The sequence below is a fragment of the Nocardia sputi genome (assembly GCF_023501985.1).
Map to the genome: position 1 here is coordinate 34,759 of NZ_JAMFLC010000022.1, position 21,854 is coordinate 56,612.

The 21,854-nt window shown below is 70.3% G+C and carries 3 protein-coding genes (1 of these 3 running past the window's edge); all 3 read left to right on the forward strand.

All coding sequences use genetic code 11. From position 1 onward, the window contains the following. Tightly spaced (each overlapping or abutting the next), the 3 genes in view from M8859_RS26955 to M8859_RS26965 form a layout consistent with a single transcriptional unit that may run on beyond the window. A protein-coding gene (locus tag M8859_RS26955) for a type I polyketide synthase (protein ID WP_249644993.1) crosses the window boundary here: on the forward strand, positions 1-7,953 show its 3' portion. 13,848 nt of this gene lie to the left of the window's left edge; the window shows 7,953 of its 21,801 coding nt (coding positions 13,849-21,801); the start codon falls outside the window, past its left edge; the stop codon is at positions 7,951-7,953. Then, complete coding sequence (locus M8859_RS26960) at positions 7,950-20,045, forward strand: thioester reductase domain-containing protein (protein ID WP_249644994.1); 12,096 nt, start codon at positions 7,950-7,952, stop codon at positions 20,043-20,045. The genes M8859_RS26955 and M8859_RS26960 overlap by 4 nt, the downstream gene beginning before the upstream one ends. Next, positions 20,042-21,844 carry a thioesterase domain-containing protein gene (locus tag M8859_RS26965; RefSeq protein WP_249644995.1) on the forward strand — a complete coding sequence of 601 codons (1,803 nt, stop codon included), beginning with the start codon at positions 20,042-20,044 and terminating at the stop codon, positions 21,842-21,844. Before M8859_RS26960 ends, M8859_RS26965 begins: the two co-directional genes overlap by 4 nt. Positions 21,845-21,854: the final 10 nt, after the last annotated feature.

Genomic DNA, 21,854 nt, shown 5'->3' on the forward strand with positions numbered 1-21,854 from the left:
GCGGTGGAGGTGACGACGCAGCGATCCGGCATCCACGCCCGTGCCCGCCTCCTCAGCGCGACGCACCGCGTTCCGGCCGGTTCCAGCCCGGCGGAGGTCCTTGCCCGGTGTTCGGAACAGCTTGCCGGAGTGCACCTCTACGAGATGCTGGCCCGAGCGGGCCTGCCTTATGGTCCTGCGTTCCGCCGTATCGCCGACGTGCGCTTCGGGCAGCACGAAGCCCTGGTGACGCTGACGGATCCCGACACCGGAAACGGCGCGGGCATCGTGCACCCCGTTCTGCTGGACGCGGCGTTCCAGGCGACATACGCGGCGATGTCGCCGCGGGCCGCCGAGCGCACGTGGGTGCCGTTCGCCGTGGACCGGGTGCTCGTCTCGGTCGCGGCGGGCACCGTTCGATTCGGCCATGTGCGCGTCGTCGAGCAGACGCCACAGCTGTGTGTCGCCGATGTTCGACTGCTCGATGAGGAGGGCTGTCCGGTGCTGGTCGCGAACGGATTGCGAGTGATGCCGTCACCCACGCCGAGCTCGTCCGGGCAAGCGCCCGCCCGTGTACCCGATGATCGGTCGGTCGCGGACACCTACCGAATCGACTGGCGCGAGGCGGAATCGGTGCTACCGGCCACGGCGACCGGGCGCTGGCTGGTCATCGGTGCGGCCGGAGACTTCACCGACGGTCTCGCCGACGCCTTGCGGGCGCGCGGCGCGGACTGCGTACTCGCTCGGCCCGGTCGTGGTTTCGCGTTCCGAAGCCACAACGAGTTCGAGGTCGACCTGGGCGTGCCCGCGGCGGTCCGTGCGCTACTCGGGGCGGTCGGCGACGGACGCGTACCGCTGCGCGGGATCGTCTCCGCCATCGCGCTGTCGGCCGACGACGCACCCGCGCCTGTCCGCGCCGAAGGTCTGGTGGTAGGTGCGATGCATCTGGTGCAGGCCGCGGCACTGGCGGGAGAGCCCGCACTGTGGCTGCTGACCCGTCGCGGGCAGCGGGTCGATGCCTCCGACCTGGTGGCGCCGGAGCAATCAGCGCTGTGGGGTTTCGCCCGCAGCGCACAGCTCGAGCATCATGAAATCACCTGTCGGATAGTTGATCTCGACGACAAAGCCGATATCGACACAGTGGCCGACGCCCTTGTCGCGTCCTCGTCACCGCGCCAGCTCGCGCTGCGCGAGGGAAGCATGCGCGCGCCGCGGCTCGTGCCGTTGGCGGCCTCGCCGGGCGGCCTCGGAGTTGTGTCCGGCACGGGGACGGTGCTGATCACCGGTGGCCTCGGTGGTGTGGGGTTGCGGCTGGCTCGCTGGCTGGTCGACCGGGGCCGGCCGCAGGTGGTGCTCGCGGCGCGGTCCGCGCCCGACGCTCGGGCGGAGTCGGTCATCGCCGAATTGCGGGGACGTGGAGCGCGGATCACGGTGCGGTCGCTCGATGTCACCGATCGTGGCGCCGTGGCGGCCACGCTGGACTGGATCGACCGCGAGCTGCCGCCTCTGGCGGGAGTGGTGCATCTGGCCGGAGTGCTCGACGACGGGGTGATCGCCGAACAGACCGCGACACGGGTAGGGCGGGTTCTCGCGCCGAAGACATTCGGAGCGTGGAACCTGCACGAGCTGACCATGTCTCGCCCGATGCGCTTCTTCCTGTTGTTCTCCTCTGCCGCGGGAGTGGTCGGTTTGCCCGGCCAGTCGAGCTACGGCGCCGCCAACGCCTTCCTCGACGGTCTGGCCGAGTCGCGAAATCTGTCGGGCTCGCCCGCGCTGTCGATCGCGTGGGGGCCGTGGGCGGACACCGGAATGATCGAGCGGCTCAGCGGCGGCGCGGTGGAGCGGCTCGCCCGGCGCGGCTACGGCATGTTACGTCCTGAGCAGGCCTTCGACACGCTCGGCCAATTGATCGATTCGGCGACGGCGGCAGCGGTCACGACGATGCCGCTCGCGCTGCCGGGACCGGCCATCGATGTACCGGACGTGCTGCTGGATTCGGTGGCAGCTGTCCCTGCGGCTTCCGAAGACGCTGCCGATGCCACGGATCTGTCCGCCCGAATGGAATCCCTGGTGCGGCGCTGCCTCGGACTGGCGCCCGGCGCCGATCTCGATCGCCCCCTGCACGAACTCGGGCTCGACTCGGTCGCGGCCCTCGAGATCCGCGACGAACTGTCGCGCTCCAGCGGTCACCGACTGCCCGCGACGCTGGCCTTCGAGTACCCCACACCGCGCGCGGTCGCCGGCCTGCTCGTGCGGTTGGAGTCGGTGCGAGAGCCGTTCGCGCCGGAGCACGGCGATTCGTCCGATCGCACGGCACGGACGCCCGCTCCCACGGGCGACGACATCCCGGTTCCAGGGATCACCTCGACTGCGCCGAACGGAGCCGTCCTGCCGCAAGTGCCGGACAGCGAATTCACGACGCCCGCGAACGGCGCGTCGGCCGCTGCCGACCTGCCGCCCGCCGACGGACAGCTCAATTCCGAACAGCAACCGAGGACGCCGCGTGTATCGGCCGACTCGGTCGCGTCATGGGCAGCACCGACCGTGCCGGACACGGCCGCCGACTCGGAGTCCGGCCATCATCCCGACGCGGTAGGGGATATCGCGATCGTGGGCGTAAGCGGGCGGTATCCGGGCGCGGACGGGCTCGACGAGTACTGGCGGGTGCTGATCGAGGGACGCGACTGCGTCACCGAGATCCCGCCGCACCGCTGGGACCACACCCGCTATTTCGTTCCGGACCGGCACAACCCGTTCACCTCTTACACCAAGTGGGGCGGGTTCCTCGACGACGTCGACTGTTTCGATCCGCTGTTCTTCGCCATCTCCCCGCGCGAGGCGGAGATACTCGACCCGCAGGAGCGGCTGTTCCTGCAAACCGCCTGGGCCGCCTTGGAGGACGCCGGTCATTCCCGGGCCGACCTGGCCCGTGGCGGCCTGCGACCGGAGCAGGCCGGGGTGTTCGTCGGCGTCATGTGGGGCACCTACCAGATGTTCGGGGCGGAGGAGTCCCGGCTCGGGCGCGGCACGCTGCCGGGCTCGACGTTCTGGAGCATCCCGAACCGCGTGTCGCACGCCCTGGACTTCCAAGGGCCCAGCATGGCGGTGGACACCGCGTGCTCGTCCTCGCTGACCGCGTTGCACCTGGCCTGTCAGAGCATTCGCACGGGCGAATGCCGGTTGGCGGTGGTCGGCGGCGTGAATTTGTCGCTGCATCCCTACAAGTTCGTCGCGCTCAGCCAGGGACAGTTCGCCTCCACCGACGGCCGCTGCCGCTCCTTCGGCGCGGGCGGTGACGGGTATGTGGCCAGTGAAGGTGTCGGCGCGATGGTGCTGCGACCGCTGGCGGACGCCGAAGCCGACGGCGACACCATCTATGGCGTCATCAGGGGCACCGCGATCAATCACGGCGGCCGTGTCAACGGGTTCACGGTGCCCAATCCCGACGTGCAGGCGGCGGTGATCCGCTCGGCGCTGCGCGTCGGCGGGGTCGACCCGGCGTCGGTGTCCTACATCGAAGCGCACGGCACGGGCACCGCACTGGGCGATCCGATCGAGATCGCCGGTTTGGCGAAAGTCTTCGGTAACGCCGGAATGGCCGAGTTGCCGATCGGTTCGGTGAAGTCCAATCTCGGCCACCTGGAGGCGGCGGCCGGTGTGGCGGCGCTGACGAAGGTGCTGCTGCAATTGCGCCACCGGGTCATCGTTCCGTCGCTGCACGCCACACCGCCGAATCCGAATATCGACTTCGCGGCCACTCCGTTCCGGATTCCGGCCGAGCCGCTGCCGTGGCCCGGCGGAAACCCTGCCCGGCCGCGTCGGGCGACGGTGAGTTCGTTCGGAGCGGGCGGGTCCAACGCCAACGTGGTGATCGAGGAGTACTTCGACCGCAGGCCGCGGACCCGGTTCAGTGGCGGGCAGGTGGTCCCGGTCTCGGCCCGCGACCGGGAACGGCTCGCGGATTATGTTGCGGCGCTGGACCGTTTCCTGGCCGCCCAGCAACCCGACCTCGCCGATCTGGCATACACCATGCAGGTCGGCCGTCAAGCCGGCAGTGCTCGCGCCGCGTTCGTGGCACGCGACATCGACCAGCTGCGCGCCGCCGTCCGCGGGTGGGTCGACGACGCGCCCGGCGCCCGGTCGTGCCGGGACGCGGCGGAGGATTCCCGCCTCGCGCGCTGGCTCGGCGGCGGCGACATCGATTGGAGCACCGTCCGCGATCCTGGACCTCGACGCCGTATTCCCGCGCCGACGTATCCGTTCGCACGGGAGCGGTACTGGATTCCGGACGTCGCGCCCGCGCCGCAACCTGTCCCGGGCTCACAATCCGGCCCGGCCTCGCGGACCGCGCAGGGGTCGCAAGACGCGTCCGCACCATCGTTATGGGCCGCATCACTGCGCCCGTCGGTGCCGGGATCCGGTTCGATGACCGATCCTGCGCGCTACGGGCCCAGCTCTACACCGCAGATGACTCCGCTGCCGCAAGCCGACCCTGGGCAATCCGCGCCCCATACGGTCATGCCGTCGCCGCAACCCCCGCCCAGGCACGGGTCGGCACCACTACCAGAAACCACCCGGCCGCAGACCTCGCCGGGTCGACAATCGGTGCCGGAGTTCACGCCACTGCCGCAGTCCGGATCAGCCCAATGGCCCACGCCCATCGCCCGACCCGCGCTTACGGAACGACGATCGCTGGTTCCGGTCTGGCGGGAAGCTCCGCTGCCCAGCGCTGACCTGCGCTCCCGGCACACCTTGGTCGTGTACGACGCACGGACCCCACACCACTTGGTCGAGGCGCTGGGCGTCGCGAGCGGCGATCCGGGACGTCTGGTGCGGATCTCGGACGTGCCGGGCGACCCGAGCCGCGACGACTTCGCCGCGGGCGCGACACTCGGAAGGACGCTGGCGGCGCGCTACCCCGACACCGACTGCGTGCTGGACGTGTGTGACCTCGTTCCCGCGCCGTCCGGCCGTCCCTCCGGCGACCTCGGCCGGATGGGGCTCTACCAGGGCGTAATCGAGGCACGCACCAGTTCGCTCACGCTGGTGCACGTCACCGCCGGCCACCCCGGCGCGGGCGGCCCGGAGTCCGCGCCGCTGGGCGGTCTGGTCGCCGCGCTCGCCGAAGAAATCCGTGACGTGCGCACCCGCAGCGTCCACGTGGTCGCGGAGCACGACGCGGTGTGCGCCGATCCGGCCCGGTTGCTGGCGATCCTGGGCGCGGAGAGCGGCGCCGCCGAGGACAGGGCGCCGCGAGTGCGGTATCGCGGCGGAGTACGCGAAGCGGTCGAACTGGCGGACGCGACGCCTCGCGACGGTCTCGTCGTGGACCCCGCCCGCACCTATGTCGTGACCGGCGGCACGCGTGGCCTCGGCGCGGAGTTCGCCTCGGCGCTGGTGGAGCGCGGAGCGCGCCGCTTGGCCATCCTCGGCCGGGAACCGCTGCCGCCCGAACCGGAATGGGATCAGGTGGCCGCCGGGGCCGGGGCCCTGGCGGACAAGGTGCGGCGGCTGGTCGCGTTGCGTGATCGAGGCGTCGCGGTGCGCACCTACTTCGGCAGCCTGACCGACGAGACTAGCTTGTCCGGCTTCTTCGACGCGGTGCGGCGCGAACTGGGCCCGATCGGTGGCGTGCTGCACTGCGCGGGAAGCGTTTCGACCGAGAGTCCGGCGTTCGTGCGCAAGACCGGCCCCGCCGTCGCGGCCGTGCTCGCGCCCAAGCTGGCGGGCACCGCCGTCCTCGCCGACGTGCTGGCCGCCGACCGGCCGGATTTCTTCGTGTTGTTCTCGTCGGTGTCGGCCGTCCTGCCCGGTCTGGCGGTGGGTCTGTCGGACTACGCGATGGCCAACGCGCACCTGGACCGCTTCGCCGAGGCCCAGCACGCCGCGGGACGGCCGTGGTTCCGGTCGGTGAACTGGCCGTCGTTCCGTGACACCGGGTTCGGTGAGGTGACCACCGCGGCCTATCGGGCTACCGGCCTGCCCGCATTGACCGCCGCGGAGGGGTTCGAACTGCTCGACGCCGTGCTGGGCCTGCCGGACACTCCCGTGGTCTTGCCGTATCACGGCGCGCTGTTGCGTCTTTCGACGCGCACGAGTGTGCCCCCCGCGCGCGAGACGACGTCCGCGGCGGCTGCCCGGTCCGCAGTGGCGAACGGGTCCGCGGTGGCGTATCGGGAACTGCTGCAGATCTTCTCCGACGAGCTGAAGCTGGACCCGGCCCGTTTCGAGGGCGACAAGCGGTTCGAGGAGTACGGCGCGGACTCGGTGCTGATCGCCTCGGCGGTGCGCCGGATCGAGCAGGTCGTCGGTCGGCCCTTCGACCCGGCGCTGGTGCTGGAATTCCCGACGTTGGACGCGCTGGCGGGTCTGTTGACCGAGCAGTTCCCGGAACGCTTCGCGCCCGAACCGTCGTCGCAGTTAGCGGCTGATCCCCAGCCGACCCCGGATGATCCGCCGCGCGCGGGGGAGACCGCACAGTCCCGTCTCAGCGCGGCCACCTGGGCCGCCGACGCCCGCCGCGGCCGAGCGGCCGAACCCATCGCCGTGATCGGCATGGGTTGCCGCCTGCCCGGCGGCGACACCCCGGACGCGTTCTGGCGGCTGCTCGCCGCGGGCGAGTCCGGCATCCGCGAGGTGGACCCGGCGCGCTGGGATCCCGCCCGCTTCTACCGCCCCGGCGGCGGCCCCGGTCTGACCAACAGCAAGTGGGGCGGGTTCGTCGACGGTGTCGATCTGTTCGATCCGGAGTATTTCGGGGTCACCGACGAACTGGCCTGGCAGATGGACCCATTGCAGCGGTTGCTGCTCGAGGCGTCGGTGCTGGCCACCTCCGACGCCGGATACCGGCGCGACGAGCTGGCGGGCAAGCGGGTCGGCGTCTACGCGGGCAGTCGTTCGGCGAACTACTTCCACCGGATCCCGGTCGCCGATCGGCACACCATCATCGGCATCGGGCAGAACTTCATCGCCGCGCGCATCTCCGACTTCTTCGATTGGCACGCGGGCAATGTCGTGCTCGACAGCGCGTGCTCCTCGTCGCTGCTGTCGGTGCACCTGGCCTGCCAGGCACTGCGCGCCGGAGAGGTCGACGCCGCGCTGGCCGGTGGCGTGGAGGTGCTGCTCGACGAGTTGCCGTTCGTCACCCTGGCGGCGGCGGGCGTGCTCTCACCCCACGGCCGGTGCGCGACGTTCTCCGAAGACGCGGACGGTTTCGTGCCGGGCGAGGGCGCGGCGCTGCTGCTGCTCAAGCGGCTCGACGACGCGCTCGCCGACGGCGATCGGGTCTACGCGGTGCTGCGGGGCTCGGCGATCGGCAACGACGGGCACACCATGGGCATCACCACACCGAATATGCGGGCGCAGATCGAGGTGGTCACCGCGGCGCTCGAGGCAGCGGGAATGTCGCCGGATGCCCTGTCGTATCTGGAGGCGCACGGCACCGGCACCATGATCGGCGACCCGATCGAGCTGAAGGGGTTGGCGACCGTGCTGGGCGACCGCTCGCGCGGCCCGGAGCCGTGTGCGGTCGGCAGCGTGAAAACCAATATCGGGCATCTGCTCTCCGCGGCCGGCATCGCTGGGGCCGTCAAGACGATCCTGGCCGTGCACCACGCGGCGCTGCCGCCGTCACTGCACTGCGACAACCTCAATCCGCGCTTCAAGTTCGCCGGTTCGCCGCTGCGGATCAACCGGGAACTGCGCCCGTGGCGGCCCGCCGACGGCAGGCCCCGCGCGGCGGGCGTCAGCTCGTTCGGCTTCGGCGGCACCAATGCCCACCTGGTCGTCGAGCAGGCGCCCGACGGGCACCGGCCGACGCGCCGCCCCCTGGATCCACCTGCCTTCCGCAAGAGGAGCTTCATGCTGCCGAAAACGGTTTCCAGCACATCGACGGAGCCCACGCCACGCATCGTGGTCCCGATGACGCAGAGCGCGCCCGCGCCGTCGTTCCTCCGTGTGGAGCCGCTGCGATGAGCGGGATCGACCTGGACAGCTTCGCCACCACCCTGCGGGCCGAGGACCCGGTGGTGCGTGACCACCGCGTGCACGGTGTCCGGATTCTGCCCGGCGTGGTGTATCTCGACATGATCCTGCGGGCGGCGATGTCGGCCGGCTACCGGCCCGGCGACCTGACGATCCGGGAAGCGCTGTTCCAGCGTCCGGTGGCTCTCGGTGACGACGACGCGGTACGCATCGCGTTCCGGATCGACCGTCCCACCGGACGTGTCGCCATCGACGTGCAGCGCTTGGACTCGACGGGCGCACCAGCCGGGGCGATCGAGCCGGTCGCGGAATGCGTTGTGGTGGAATCGGATTCGTCGGTCGAACCGAGCGGCATCGATGTGGCCGAGTTCCGGGCGGCGGCGCGGGACCGCGGTATGACCGAGCTGTACGCCCAGAGCGGCAGCCGCGGCATCGAACATCGCGAGTTCATGCGCGCCACCGGGCATTTCGCCCGCCGCGACGACCTGGTCACCGCCACGATGGGGCTGGGACCGGAAGCCGCCGCGCATCTGCCCGGCTTCCTGCTGCATCCCACGTTTCTGGATGCCTCCACGATCGTGCCGTTCATCGACCCGCACCGGCTGGGCGTGGACGCCGAGAGCGCGTTCATCCCGATCTACTTCGGTGACGTCCGCGCCTGGCGGGCCACCCCCGAGGAGGTCTTCGTGCGGGCCACGGTCCGCGGTGGCGGCCCGGACCTGCTCGAAGCCGATGTGGCGCTCTACGACCAGGACGGATCGCCGGTGGCGCGTTACCGGCTGACGTCCAAACGGGTGCGGGGCAGCGAGGACATTCGACGGTTGCTGACGCGGACCGACGCGGTAGTCCGGTCACAACCCGCACCACGATCCGGCACCCATTCGGCTCCGGTGACGCCGTCAGGTGACCCCCGTGCCGTGATCACCGCCGACTTGGCCGCTCTGGTCGCCGGTGAACTCGGCGCCGATCCCGCCGCAATCGCGACGGACGTGGGGTTCTACGAACTGGGCCTGGATTCCGGTCGCCTGCTGCGGCTGACCGCGGAGCTGGAGGCCAGGGTAGGCGAACCGCTCTACCCGACACTGCTGTTCGAATACCAGACCATCGAAGCGCTCGCCGGACACCTCGCCGACACCGTCGGCGGGAACTACCGGCCAGACGCTGCCGTCACCATGGCTGCGCCGGAATCCGAAATCGACACCGAACATTCTGAACGATTCGCAGGCTCGACAGGATTCGACTCGGGCCAGGCAACGGTCGCCTCGACAGCGGCTCCCGCACCAGAAATCTCTGCCCCAGCCGAGACCGGACACGCCGCCGCGGCCGGCGAGGACCTGATCACCTTCGGGTTCGACTGGGAACCCGACACCACCACCCACCCGCGTCGCGAACCGACCAGCCTGCTCGTCTTCGACACTGCCGACCACCCGTACCCCCACCCCGGGGCTGCCACGGTCGTGCGGGTGCGGCAGGGTGGTGAATTTCGCTCCGGTGCAGACGATTTCCTCGTCGACCCGGTGAACGAACAACATATGGAGCTGCTGGTCGCACAGCTGACGGCCCGTCGGCTCCACTTCGACGCCGCGTTGTACTTGTGGCCCGAATCCGCGACCGAAGACGACCCGCAGGCGCTGATCGAGCGGGTGTACCTGCCGCTGCGTGATCTGCTGCGTGCGACGGCCGGGATCTCCGAACCGCCGGTGCGCCGGGTGCTCGCGATCACGCCCGCGAGCCCCGCGGGTGCATCGACTTGCGCCCTCTTGGGCGGTCTCGCCCGCACGCTGCGGCTCGAGCAGCCGCAACCGATTCTGCGTGCCGTCCAGCGCGACCCCGCCGCGCCGATCGACGAGATCGTGGCCACCGAGCTGGGCATCGACGAACGCGACCCGGCGACCGAGATCCGCTACCACGGCCGCCGACGTGAGATCCGCCGGACGCGCCTGCTGACGGACGCCACGACGAGTTCCGGCGACGCGGCGCTGCGTCCGGGATCGGTGGTCGTCGTCACCGGCGGATTCGGTGGCATCGCCCGGCATCTGGCGCGCCGCCTCGCCACCGAGTACGGCGCCCGGCTGGTGCTGGTGTCCCGCCGTCCGCTCGACGCGGCGGCCGCCGGTCTGCTCGCCGACCTCAACGACCTCGGCGCGGAAGCGGTGCACGTGCGCGCCGACGTCTCGATCGCCGCGGACGCCGAACGCGTCGCCGCGATCGCCCACGCCACCTTCGGACCGGTCGACGTGCTCTACCACGGTGCGGGACAGTTGCGCGACGGACTGTTGTCCGGCACCGGCCGTGACGCGGCGCGGTCCGTGCTGGCACCGAAGGTCTCCGGCGTCGGGCACTTGACCCGGGCGCTACCGGAGGTCCGCCTGACGGTGCTGTTCTCGTCGGTCTCCGCGGTGCTGGGCAACCCCGGGCAGGCCGATTACGCGGCGGCCAACCGCTATCTGGACGTCTTCGCCGAACAGCGTGACCGGGCCGGAAACAGGACGATCAGCATCAATTGGCCGCTGTGGGCCGAGGGCGGCATGCTCCCGCCTGCCGAACAGATCACCGCACTGCGGCGGGCCGGTGTCGGACTGCTGCCCACCACGACCGGCCTGGACCTGCTGCTGTCCTGCACGACATCCAACCGCGCCCACTTCGCCGCGGTATGGGGGGAGCCCGAAACCCTGCGAACACGACTACAGCCGCCAATTCCCTCGGCGAACGCCCCTGCCGCCGAACCGGTGTCGGCGAACGAGCACCGTGTGTCCACCGGCGCCGAGGAGCCGATCGCGATCGTCGGAATCAGCGGCCGCTATCCGGACGCGGAGGACATCGAGGAGTTCTGGCGCAACCTGCGTGACGGGCATGACGCGGTCGGACCGGTCCCCGCCGAACGCTGGTGGCTGACCGCCGCAGGGGAGGCCCCCGGCGCGCCCCCGATGATCGGTGGCTTCCTGCGCGACGTGGGCGGATTCGACCCGCAATTCTTCCGCATTCCGCCGGTCCAGGCGCCGCTGCTGGACCCGCAGGAGCGTTTGTTCCTGCAGCAGGCCTACGCGGCGCTGGAGCACGCCGGATATCACCACACCGACCCGGCCGTGCGGGATCGCCGCGTCGGGGTGTTCGTGGGCGCCACCTGGAGCGACTACCGGCTGCTCGGGGTCGGTGCCACCCGCGACGGCGATCCGGTCGCGGTGGCCTCGATCCCGTCGTCCATCGCCAATCGCACCTCCTACACCCTCGGTCTGCGCGGCCCGAGTCTCACCGTGGACACCGCGTGCTCGGCGTCGCTGACCGCGCTGCATCTGGCACGGCGCAGCCTGCTCGGCGGCGAATGCGACGCGGCGATCGTCGGCGGAGTCAACCTGCTGCTGCACGAGGACAAATTCCTGCTGCTGCACAGCCTGGGCATGATGTCCGACAGCGGCCGGTGCCGACCGTTCGCCGCCGCCGCCGACGGCTATGTTCCCGGCGAAGGTGTCGGCGCGCTGTATCTGAAGCCGCTGTCGGCCGCCCGCGCCGACGGTGACACCATTCACGGCCTGATCCTGGGCAGCGCGATCAACCACGGTGGGCAGACGTCCGGATACAGCGTTCCCCATCCCGGAGCGCAAGCCGAGGTGATCGGCGAGGCACTGCGGGCGGCCGGGGTCGATCCCGACACGATCGACTATCTCGAAGCACACGGCACGGGGACACCGCTCGGCGATCCGATCGAAATCGCCGGATTGGCAGCGGCTTTCGGCAGAATCAGTGACGCCGGTCGCTCCCGCGCTCTCGGGTCGACCAAATCGAACATCGGCCATTCCGAAGCCGCCGCGGGTGTCGCGAGCCTGACCCGGGTGCTGTTGCAGATGCGGCACGGCCGGATCGCGCCGACACTGCACGTTGCCCGGATCAACCCGGCCATCGCGTTCAACTCGGTGCCGTTCCATCTGCCCCGGGAAGTGGAGGATTGGCCGCGCCGCACCATCGACGGGGTCGTGGTGGCTCGGCACGCGGGCATCAGCGCCTTCGGCGCGGGCGGCGCGAACGCCCATGTGGTGCTAGCGGAATTCGTCGACGACCGCGTTCACCCGGCCGGGACGATCGGACCGGAGGTCTTCGTGCTGTCGGCCCGCACACCGCAGCGGCTGCACCGATACGCCGAGCGGATGGCGCGGCACTTCCGCACCCTCGATCCAGCGGATTTCACCGACGCGGTGCGCACCTTGCAAGTGGGCAGGCCGGCGTTGGCGCACCGTCTCGCGGTGGTCGCGTCCGCACCGGTCGAGGTAGCCGAGGCGCTCGACCGATATCGCACCGACCAGCTCGGCCCTGTGGTCACCGGCACCGTCGACGCTCAGAGCAGGCCGCCGCGGTACGCTCCGGCGGCCGACGAGCAGGAACTGGCCCGCCAGTGGGTCGCGGGGGTCGAGGTCGACTGGCGCGGGCGCGGCGGCCCGCAGCGCCGAATTCCGTTGCCCGGCTATCCCTTCGAACGCACCGACTACTGGATCATCGCACCGCCGCGCTCGGAGTTCGACGCTGCGGTGGAGCGCTTCGATGCCTCCGTCGAGCTCACGGGCATCGTGGAGCCCGGCAAGGCCGAACTCGGCCGCTACGCGGCGATGCTGTTGTTCGCCACCTTCGCCGGAATGGGACTCACGCCGGGGGAGTGGACCGTGCGGTCACTGGACGCGCACCTGGGTGTGCGGCCCGAATTCGACCGGCTGCGCACCAGCTGTCTGAACATCCTGCGGCGACACGGGCTCGTGCGGTGGCAGGACGACCGGATCGAGGTCCCCGGCCCGCCACCCGGCACGGGCGGGATGCGCGCCGATCTGATCGCGCGCTTCCCGGAAACCGAGCCGTACGTGGCGTTGCTGGACGCCTGCCTGGCAGCCTATCCACGCGTACTGCGCGGGGAGCTGTCGGCGACGGAGGTGCTGTTCCCCGGCGGCGACATCGAGATGGTGAGCGCGATCTATCGTGGCAACGCCGCCTACGACTTCACCAACGGCCTACTCGCCGAACTGGTATCGGCGCTCGCGCAGCGGCACGACGACGCGCGGCCGTTGCGGATCGTGGAAGTCGGCGCGGGCACGGGCGGTTCCACGCACGCGGTGCTCGACGCGCTCACCGAGCGCGGGATCGCGTTCGACTATCACTACACCGACGTGTCGCACAGTTTCCTCGCGCATGGGCGACGCACCTTCGGCGCGCGCCCGAACCTGCGTTTCGCGGTGCTGGACATCGACTCCGACCCGGTCGCGCAAGGATTCCCCGCCCACGAAGCCGATCTGGTGGTCTGCGCCAACGTCCTGCACGCGACGCGGTCGATCGATGCGACCTTGCGCAATGTCCGGCGCCTGCTGGCGCCCGGCGGTGTGCTCGCGTTCACCGAGGCGACCACCGACCTCGAAGTGCTCGCGCTGACCTTCGGGTTGCTGGAGGGCTGGCATGCCTACCGCGATCCCGGGATGCGTATCCCGCACTCTCCGTTGCTGTCGGAAGCACAATGGCACGCCGCCATGACCGCGGCGGGGTTCTCGGGAGCCCGTTCGTGGGGACCGGGTCTGTCCTCCGATCCGGAACCGAGTTTCCGGCTGCTGGCCGCCGTCAGCGCCACCACGCGGCCCGCTGCCGGGGACACGGCGCAACCGACCGACGACGTGCAGCCCGAACCCGCCGCGATCGCTCGAGTTCCTCTCGCACCCGCCGTGGAACCCGGCGCGGGCGTGCAGGCCGAATACACACACGCCCCGAAGCCGAGCGCCCCGGTCAGCTATGCGGCCGATGCCACGGCCTTGGAAGCCGAACTCATCGCCATCGTCGCCGACGGACTCGGTGTGGCACGCGGCGACGTGCGAGCCGAACTGCCCCTGTCGGAGTACGGCGTCGATTCCATTCTCGCGATCAAGATCATCGACCGGGTCAACGCCCGCTACGGCCTCACGCTGCGACCCACGGTGGTGTTCGACCATCCGTCCGTGCGGCTGCTCAGCGAGCACATGGCCGCACAAGGCGCCACGGCGACCAGCAGAACATCTCCGGTGTCCGGCGCGTCGGTTCCCCGAACCGTCACCGCCCAGGCCGCACGGCCCAGCGAAAGGTCAGCATCGATGGACATCGCCATCATCGGCATGTCCGGGCAGTTCCCGGGCGCGCGGAACCTCGACGAGTTCTGGCGCGCTCTCGCCGCCGGGCAGGATGCGGTGACCGAGGTGCCCGCGTCACGCTGGCCGGTCGCCGACTACTTCCGGCCGGGACCGGCGGCACCCGGCAAGACCTACTCCAAGTGGGGCGGGTTCCTCGACGGCGTGGAAGAGTTCGATCCGGCGTTCTTCGACCTGGTGCCCGCCGAAGCCGACTACATGGACCCGCAGCAGCGCTTGTTCCTCGAGCACAGCTGGCTGGCCCTGGAAGACGCCGCCATCGATCCGAAGTCGTTGCGGCGCACGCGCTGTGGGGTGTTCGCCGGATCACCGGGGTCGGACTACGCCACCCTGCTGCGCAACCACGGCACCGTCGGCTCCCATCACCTCTTCACCGGCAACAGCCCGGCCATCCTGCCCGCCCGGGTGGCCTACCACCTGGACCTGACCGGTCCGTGTCTCGGTTTGGACACCGCCTGCTCCTCGGCGCTCGTCGCGCTGCACCAAGCCTGCCGCAGCCTCGCCTCGGGGGAGTCGGAGCTCGCGCTGGCCGGCGGTGTCGCGGTTTTCGTGACGCCCGAATACCACCTGCTCGCTTCCTCGATGGGCATGCTGTCGCCGCGCGGCCGCTGCGCGAGCTTCGACGCGGGCGCCGACGGTTTCGTGATCGCCGAAGGCGTCGGTGTGGTGGTGCTCAAACCGCTGGCCGCCGCCGAACGCGACGGCGACCCGATCCACGGCGTGATTCGCGGGATCGGCATCAACCACGACGGCCGCACCAACGGCATCACCGCGCCGAGCGTTCGCGCGCAGACCGAACTGGAACTGGCGGTGTATCGCGACGGCGGGATCGACCCGTCCACCATCAGCTACGTCGAAACTCACGGAACCGGAACACGTTTGGGTGATCCGATCGAGATCGAAGCGCTCACCACCGCCTTCCGCCACCACACCGGCGCGGTCGGCGCCATCCCGGTGGGGTCGGTGAAATCGAATATCGGCCACGCCTCGCACGCCGCCGGGATGGCGAGCCTGTTCAAGGTGCTGCTGGCCATGCGCGCCGGACAGTTGCCGCCCTCGCTGCACGTCGATTCGGTGAGCCCGCTGCTCGGGTTGGACGAGTCGCCGTTCTTCGTCAACACCGAACTGCGTGGGTGGGACGGAGCGCCGCGGCGTGCGGCGATCAGTTCCTTCGGTTTCAGCGGCACCAACGCGCACGTGGTGGTCGACGGCGCACCGGCGGCGCGGTCCGCCCGGCGTGACGCACCGGGCGGACCGCAGCTGATCGTGCTCTCGGCGCGCAGCGCCACGAGCCTGATCCGGATGGCGCGGACGCTGCGCAGGCATCTGACCGCGCATCCGGACACGGCGCTGGCGGATGTCGCGTGCACGCTGGCCCACGGGCGCAGCGGACTCGAGCATCGGCTGGCGGTAGTCGGCGACTCGGTGGATGCGATCGCCGCCCGGCTGGCTGCCTTCGCCGAGGGCGATCGTCCTGCGGGAGTCCGCACGGGAACGCTCGACGCCCCGACCGCGCACCGGCCCGGCGCCACCGTGCTCGACGACCCGGTAGCGGTGGCCCGGCAATGGGTCGAGGGGGGACACGTCGAACACTCCGGTTGGAACGACCCGCTCGCGCGCCGTATCCACCTGCCCGGCTACGAGTTCGATCGGCAACGGTGCTGGGCGCCCGAGCTGAGCGTTGCCGCTTCGTCCACACACGAGACCGGCTCCGTGCGCTTGCCGAACGGGATCTTCGGGCCTCAGGACCTCCACCGAGCCGCGGCACAGAGTTCGGCACCACGAAGTGCCACGGCACCCGAGGCCGGTGCACTCGAGGGGGTAGGCGCCTCCGGCGCAGCCGACACACCGGCACCCGTCGAACCCGAAGCCGCGGCCGTTACGGCACGCGGGGAGACCGAAGGCTCGGTTATCCCTGCATCCCGCACTGTCGGTGAGACCGGCAACCATAGCGCGCCCGGCACTGCCGCTCACGAGAATCGCGCGCTCGCGACACCCCGTACCGAGCCCTCCTCCGTAGCAGATCCCGCAGCGTTGCGGGGCGACGCCGAGACCTATCTGAAAGGCCTGCTCGCCGAGTACTGCCGCTTGGACCCGCATCGGATCCGCACTCGTATCCCCCTGCAGGACTATGGGATCGACTCCGTGCTGATCAGCAAGATGAACGATCGGCTGGAAACCGATTTCGGGCCCCTGCCCAGCACTCTGTTCTTCGAGTTCCAGACCGTCCGTGACCTCGCGGGCTATCTCGCCGAGCAGCACGCGCCACGCCTGGCCGTGCTCACCGCGGGCCGGCCCCGCACCGGCAGCAACCCGGAAGCGACGCGCACGGTGGCGGCGGATCACCCCACCCCCGAACGGGCACCGGAGCCAACCGAGCTCGCCACACACGATGCGGACGACTCCGACGACATCGCCGTGATCGGTATGGCGGGCAAGTTCCCGATGGCGGGGGACATAGAAGAGTTCTGGACCAACCTGGTCGCGGGCCGCGACTGTATCGTCGAGGTCCCGCCGCAACGCTGGGACCACAGTGAATACCTCTCCGACGACCCCGACGAACCGGGCACCACCTACGCACGGTGGGGTGGGTTCCTCGACGACGTGGACAAGTTCGACGCCCGCTTCTTCGGCATCACGCCCAAGGACGCCGAGGAGATGGACCCGCAGCAGCGGTTGTTCCTCGAAACCTCCTGGGCGGCACTGGAAGACGCGGGCTATTCGCCGGATCGGGTGCGCCGCAGCGCCGCGGCGCGCGGTCTGCCCGATGCCGGGGTCTTCGCCGGGGTGGGCTACGCCGAGTATCAGGCGTTCGTCGGCGTGCCGATCTCGGGATATTTCGCGGTGGCGAATCGGGTCTCCTACCATTTCGGTTTCGACGGACCCAGTCTCGCGGTCGACACGGCGTGCTCGGCGTCGCTGACCGCGCTGCATCTGGCCTGCGCGAGCCTGCGGCGCGGCGAGTCGGCCTACGCGCTGGCCGGCGGGGTGAACGTGTCGATCCACCCGGGCAAGTATCTGCTGCTCGGCTACGGCCGCTGGGCCTCCACCGACGGCCGGTGCCGGTCGTTCGGCGCGGGCGGCGACGGCTACGTGCCCGGTGAGGGAGTGGTCACCCTCGTGCTCAAACCACTGCGGCACGCGCGCGCCGACGGTGACCGCGTCTACGGCGTGATCCGGGGCAGCACGATAAACCACGGCGGGCGCACCAACGGGTTCACCGTTCCCAACCCGGTCGCACAGGCCGACCTCATCGGCCGGGCGCTGACCGCGGCCCGCGTCGACGCGGGCGACATCGGCTACGTGGAAGCCCACGGCACCGGCACCGCGCTGGGTGATCCCATCGAGATCGCGGCACTGACCAAGGCCTACCGCAGCGCGAGGTCCGAACGCGGCTATTGCGGCATCGGCTCGGCGAAATCCAGTGTCGGGCATCTGGAAGCGGCGGCGGGCGCCGCGGGCGTGGTGAAGGCGCTGCTGCAACTGCGCCACGACACCATCGCGCCGAACCTGCACAGCGACCCGCCGAACCCGGGGATCGATTTCGCGGCGACGCCGTTCCGGGTCATCGACCGGCCCACGGCCTGGCCGCGTCCCGACGACGGCAAGCCCCGTATCACCGCCGTCAGCTCATTCGGTGCGGGCGGCTCGAACGCCCACGTGATCCTCACCGACGCCGAGCCCACCGTGCCGACCGCCGAAGACGGGCAACCGCGAATCGTGGTGTTGTCGGCGCGCGATGGTGACCGGCTCACGGAACTGGCCGCTCGCACAGCGGACCGGCTGCGCGAACACCCGCTGCCGCTGCCCGATGTGGCGTGGACGCTGGCCGTCGGGCGGAGCGCGTTCACACATCGCCTCGCGGTGGTGGCCACCTCCACGGCCGAACTCGTCGAATTGCTCGACAGTGCAGCCGAGCCGAGTTCCCCGGCACCGGCCGAAGGGCTGCTCATCTTCCGTGGCGTGGCCCGCACCCACCGCGAACTCGACGAGTTGCCCGGCGAGTCGGACGCCGACCGCGCCGAAGTGCGCGCGCTGCTGCGCTCCGGCAATCTGCCACGGGTCGCCGAGCTGTGGGCCGGCGGCTGGAGCGTGGACTGGGAACAGGGCTACGACCAGCCGTTCGGCCGGACCGTGAGCCTGCCCGGCTACCCGTTCGAGCGGCGCAGGTACTGGATCGTTCCCGAGGACTACCGCAAACGCAGCCACCCGGCTCCTCAGGTGGTCGCGAAAACAGTGGTCACGCAGGAAAGCGGGCCGCCTCGGGCACAGCAGCGCAACGGCCGTTCCACGAACGGCACCGCGCACCGAACCGAACCGACGTCGACCGAACCGATCGAGCCGCGCACGGACCTGCCCGCTCCGACCGGCGTCACCGAACCGGTCACCACAGCCCCGACCGGCGACGAATTCGACAGCGAGATGTGCGATCGGCTCGCTGAGCACATCCGCGACATCTTCGCCGATCTGACCAAGTCCGACCCGGCCGATCTCGACCTGGACGCGAATTTCACCGACTTCGGGTTCGACTCGGTGGCCACCGTCCGGATGCTGAACCGGCTGATGAAGCACTACGACGTCAAGATCCCGGCGGAGTCGACCGAGCTGCATCCCACCATCGCGTCGCTGTCGCACTACCTGGTGGCCGACGGCATCATCGCCGGGACGACGCGGGACGATGTCCCGCGCGCCACCGCGGTGGACCCGGCCGCGACAGTCCAGCAAGACATCCCGCCGGTGCGCATGGACGCTCCGATCGCGGTGCGGTCGGTCTTCATCACGGGCGTGACCGGCGTGCTGGGCGGCAAGCTGTTGCACGATCTGCTCACCCGCACCGACGTGCGAGTGACCTGCCTGGTGCGCGGCAAGACCGTGGCCACGGCCGAGCGCCGGGTCAAGCACTTCCTCAGCACCTACGATCCGGACGGAACGCTCGACCAGGCGTTCACCGATCGCGTGACCACGGTGCTCGGCGACGTCTCCGGCGAACGGCTCGGCCTGGACGAGACGACCTGGCAGCGGCTCGCCGACGACGTGGACCTGACCATCCACGCCGCCGGCCGCACCACCCTGGTCACCTTCTACGACGCGCTGGCCCCGATCAACGTCGAAGGCACCCGGCGCGCGGTGGAATTCGCGCTGCGCTCACGCGGCAAGTACCTGGTGTACGTGTCGAGCTTCAGCGCGCTTGGTGATCGGCTCAACTTCAACAACCCGCCGTTCACCGAACGCGATCTGGAACTGGGCCAGGGCTACGACCATCTGCCCTACCAGCAGACGAAGTACGAGTCGGAGAAGCTGATCCGGGCGGCGAGCGAACGCGGGCTGCTCTGGGACATCGTGCGCCCGGGCAACATCATGGGCGACAGCCGCACCGGCCGGTATCCGTTCTCCGAGGTCAGCGTGAAAGGCGCGTACTACGACATCCTCAAGACGATGATCGAGACCGGCGAGACGATGCTGACGCCGGTGCACTGGGACATCACCCCGGTCGACTACGTCAGCGCCGCGATCGTGCACATCGCGATGCACCGCCCCACCTACCGGGAGACCTACCACCTGACCAACCCCGACATCCGGCGCTATTACGACGTGGTGCGCTATGTCCAGCGCGCCGGGTACGACGTGACGCTCGTGCCGTTGGAGGAATTCCACCGCAGGGCCACCGACCGACAGATCTACCGGCTGGGCACCGACGAGGTCTACGACAGCCAGACCCTGGAGATGTTCAAGTACGGCATCGAACTTTTCGGCACGATCCACTACGAGGAGAGCTCCTACGCCGACTGCGCCTACACCCGGCGCGTGCTCGCCGCCGCGGGCATCGATTGCCCGCCGACCGAGGATCTGGTGCGGGTGTATCTGGCGCACTGCGCGGAGGTGGGCTACATCCCCGCGCCGCGCGCGGCCGAGCCGACCGCGGAGGCGTTGCGATGAGCGGCGAGTGCACGATCGTCTTCCCGGGGCAGGGCGCCCAGCGCACCGGGATGGGCGCCGACTGGTGCGCCGAGTTCCCGCTCGCGCGAGAGACGTTCGCCGAGGCCGCTGCCGCGGTGGGCGAGGATCTGCTGCGGATCTGCGTCGAGCGCGATCCGCGGTTGCATCGCACGGAGTACACCCAACCGTGCGTGCTGACCATGGAGATCGCCGCCTACCGGGTGCTGGTCACCGAATTCGGCGCCCGGCCGGTCGCTTTCGGCGGCCACAGCCTCGGCGAGTACGCCGCGCTGGTCGCCGCGGGCGTCTTCGAACTCGCCGACGGGGTACGGCTGGTGCGCACCCGCGGTGCGCTGATGCAGCGGGCGGTGCCCGAAGGCCAGGGCGCCATGGCGGCGCTGATCCTGCCGGACATCGCCGCTTGCGGGGTGGCCGAACTGGTGGTCGAGGCGGGCGCCGAAGTGGCCAACGACAATTCGACCGACCAGCTCGTCATCAGCGGCGACAGCGACGCGATCGCGGCCGCGCGCGCCGTCTTGGCCGACCGCCATCCGGACCTGCGGTTCGTCCCGCTGCGGGTGAGCGCGCCGTTCCACTCGCGGTGGATGCGCGGGATCGAGGCCGACTTCGCCGGACATCTGGCCGACTGCGCGCCCCGCATGCGCGCCGCACGCGCGGTCGCGGTGACTTCGAACTACACCGGTGAGTTCCACCGGCCCGAAACCCTCGCCGAGCATCTGGTCCGCCAGATCTCCGCTCCGGTCCGTTGGACCGCGAACATGCGCGCGTTGCTGCGCTCCGGCACACCCCGGTACGAGGTCGGTCCGTCTGCTCCGCTGTCGAAGTTCTTCGCGACGCTCGGTGCGCCGGTGATCCGGATCGCGACGGTGGGTGATCTGCGTACCCTGTCTGACGAAGCCGGATCGAAAAGTCCCATGGGTGAAACCCTTTCGGCTTCTGCGACCCTCGAACCGCAGACCCCTGCGGCGGATCCTGTTCCGGCTTCTGCGACCGTTTCGGTTACCCCCGAACCGGCACGACGCCCGGAGACGGGCGGGCTGACCATCCACCGCAAAACTGCGGGCACGCCGCGCCTGCGATTGTTCTGCTGGCCGTTCGCCGGTGGCAAAGCGGCGGCCTACACCCCGTGGCGGCAACAACTGCCCGACTGGGTCGAACTGTGCGCGATCGAGCTGCCCGCCCGGCAGCGGCATCTGGCGCAGACGCCCATCCGCCGCTTCACCGACCTGGTCGACGCCGCACTGCCGCTGATCCTGCCGCTGACCGATCTTCCGTTCGCCTTCTTCGGCCACAGTCTCGGCGCGCTAACCGCCTACGAGGTCGCGCGCCGCCTGCCCGCGGGAGTCACGCCGCGGGCGCTGTTCCTCGGCGGAGCGGTCGCCCCGCACCTGCCCAGGCCGGGACGCTTGTCGGACCTGCCGGATCACGAATTCACCGCCGCGGTCGGCCACTACGGCGGAATCCCGCCGGAAGTGCGCGAGACCCCTGAAGTGATGGCGCTGTTCCTGCCCGCTTTACGCAGCGACTTCGAGATTTTCGACGACTACCGGTTCACACCCGCCGACGCGCCGTCGTGCCCGGCTCATTTGTTCGGCGGTCGTGACGACCGTCAGGTGGCTGTCTCGCAGTTGGAGGCCTGGCGCGATGTCCTGCCGGGGCTGCGCTCCACCGAGCTGCTGCCCGGCGGTCACTTCTTCCTCGTCGAGCAGCGGGCAGCGCTGCTCGGCTCACTCGCGGACAAGCTCGACGCTGTCCGCCCCGACGCGGTACCCGCCTGATGAAGGGATG

Coding starts and splice junctions, on each gene's coding strand:
- M8859_RS26960 (WP_249644994.1), top strand. CDS start 7,950: ATGAGCGGGATCGACCTGGACAGCTTCGCCACCACCCTGCGGGCCGAG.
- M8859_RS26965 (WP_249644995.1), top strand. CDS start 20,042: ATGAGCGGCGAGTGCACGATCGTCTTCCCGGGGCAGGGCGCCCAGCGC.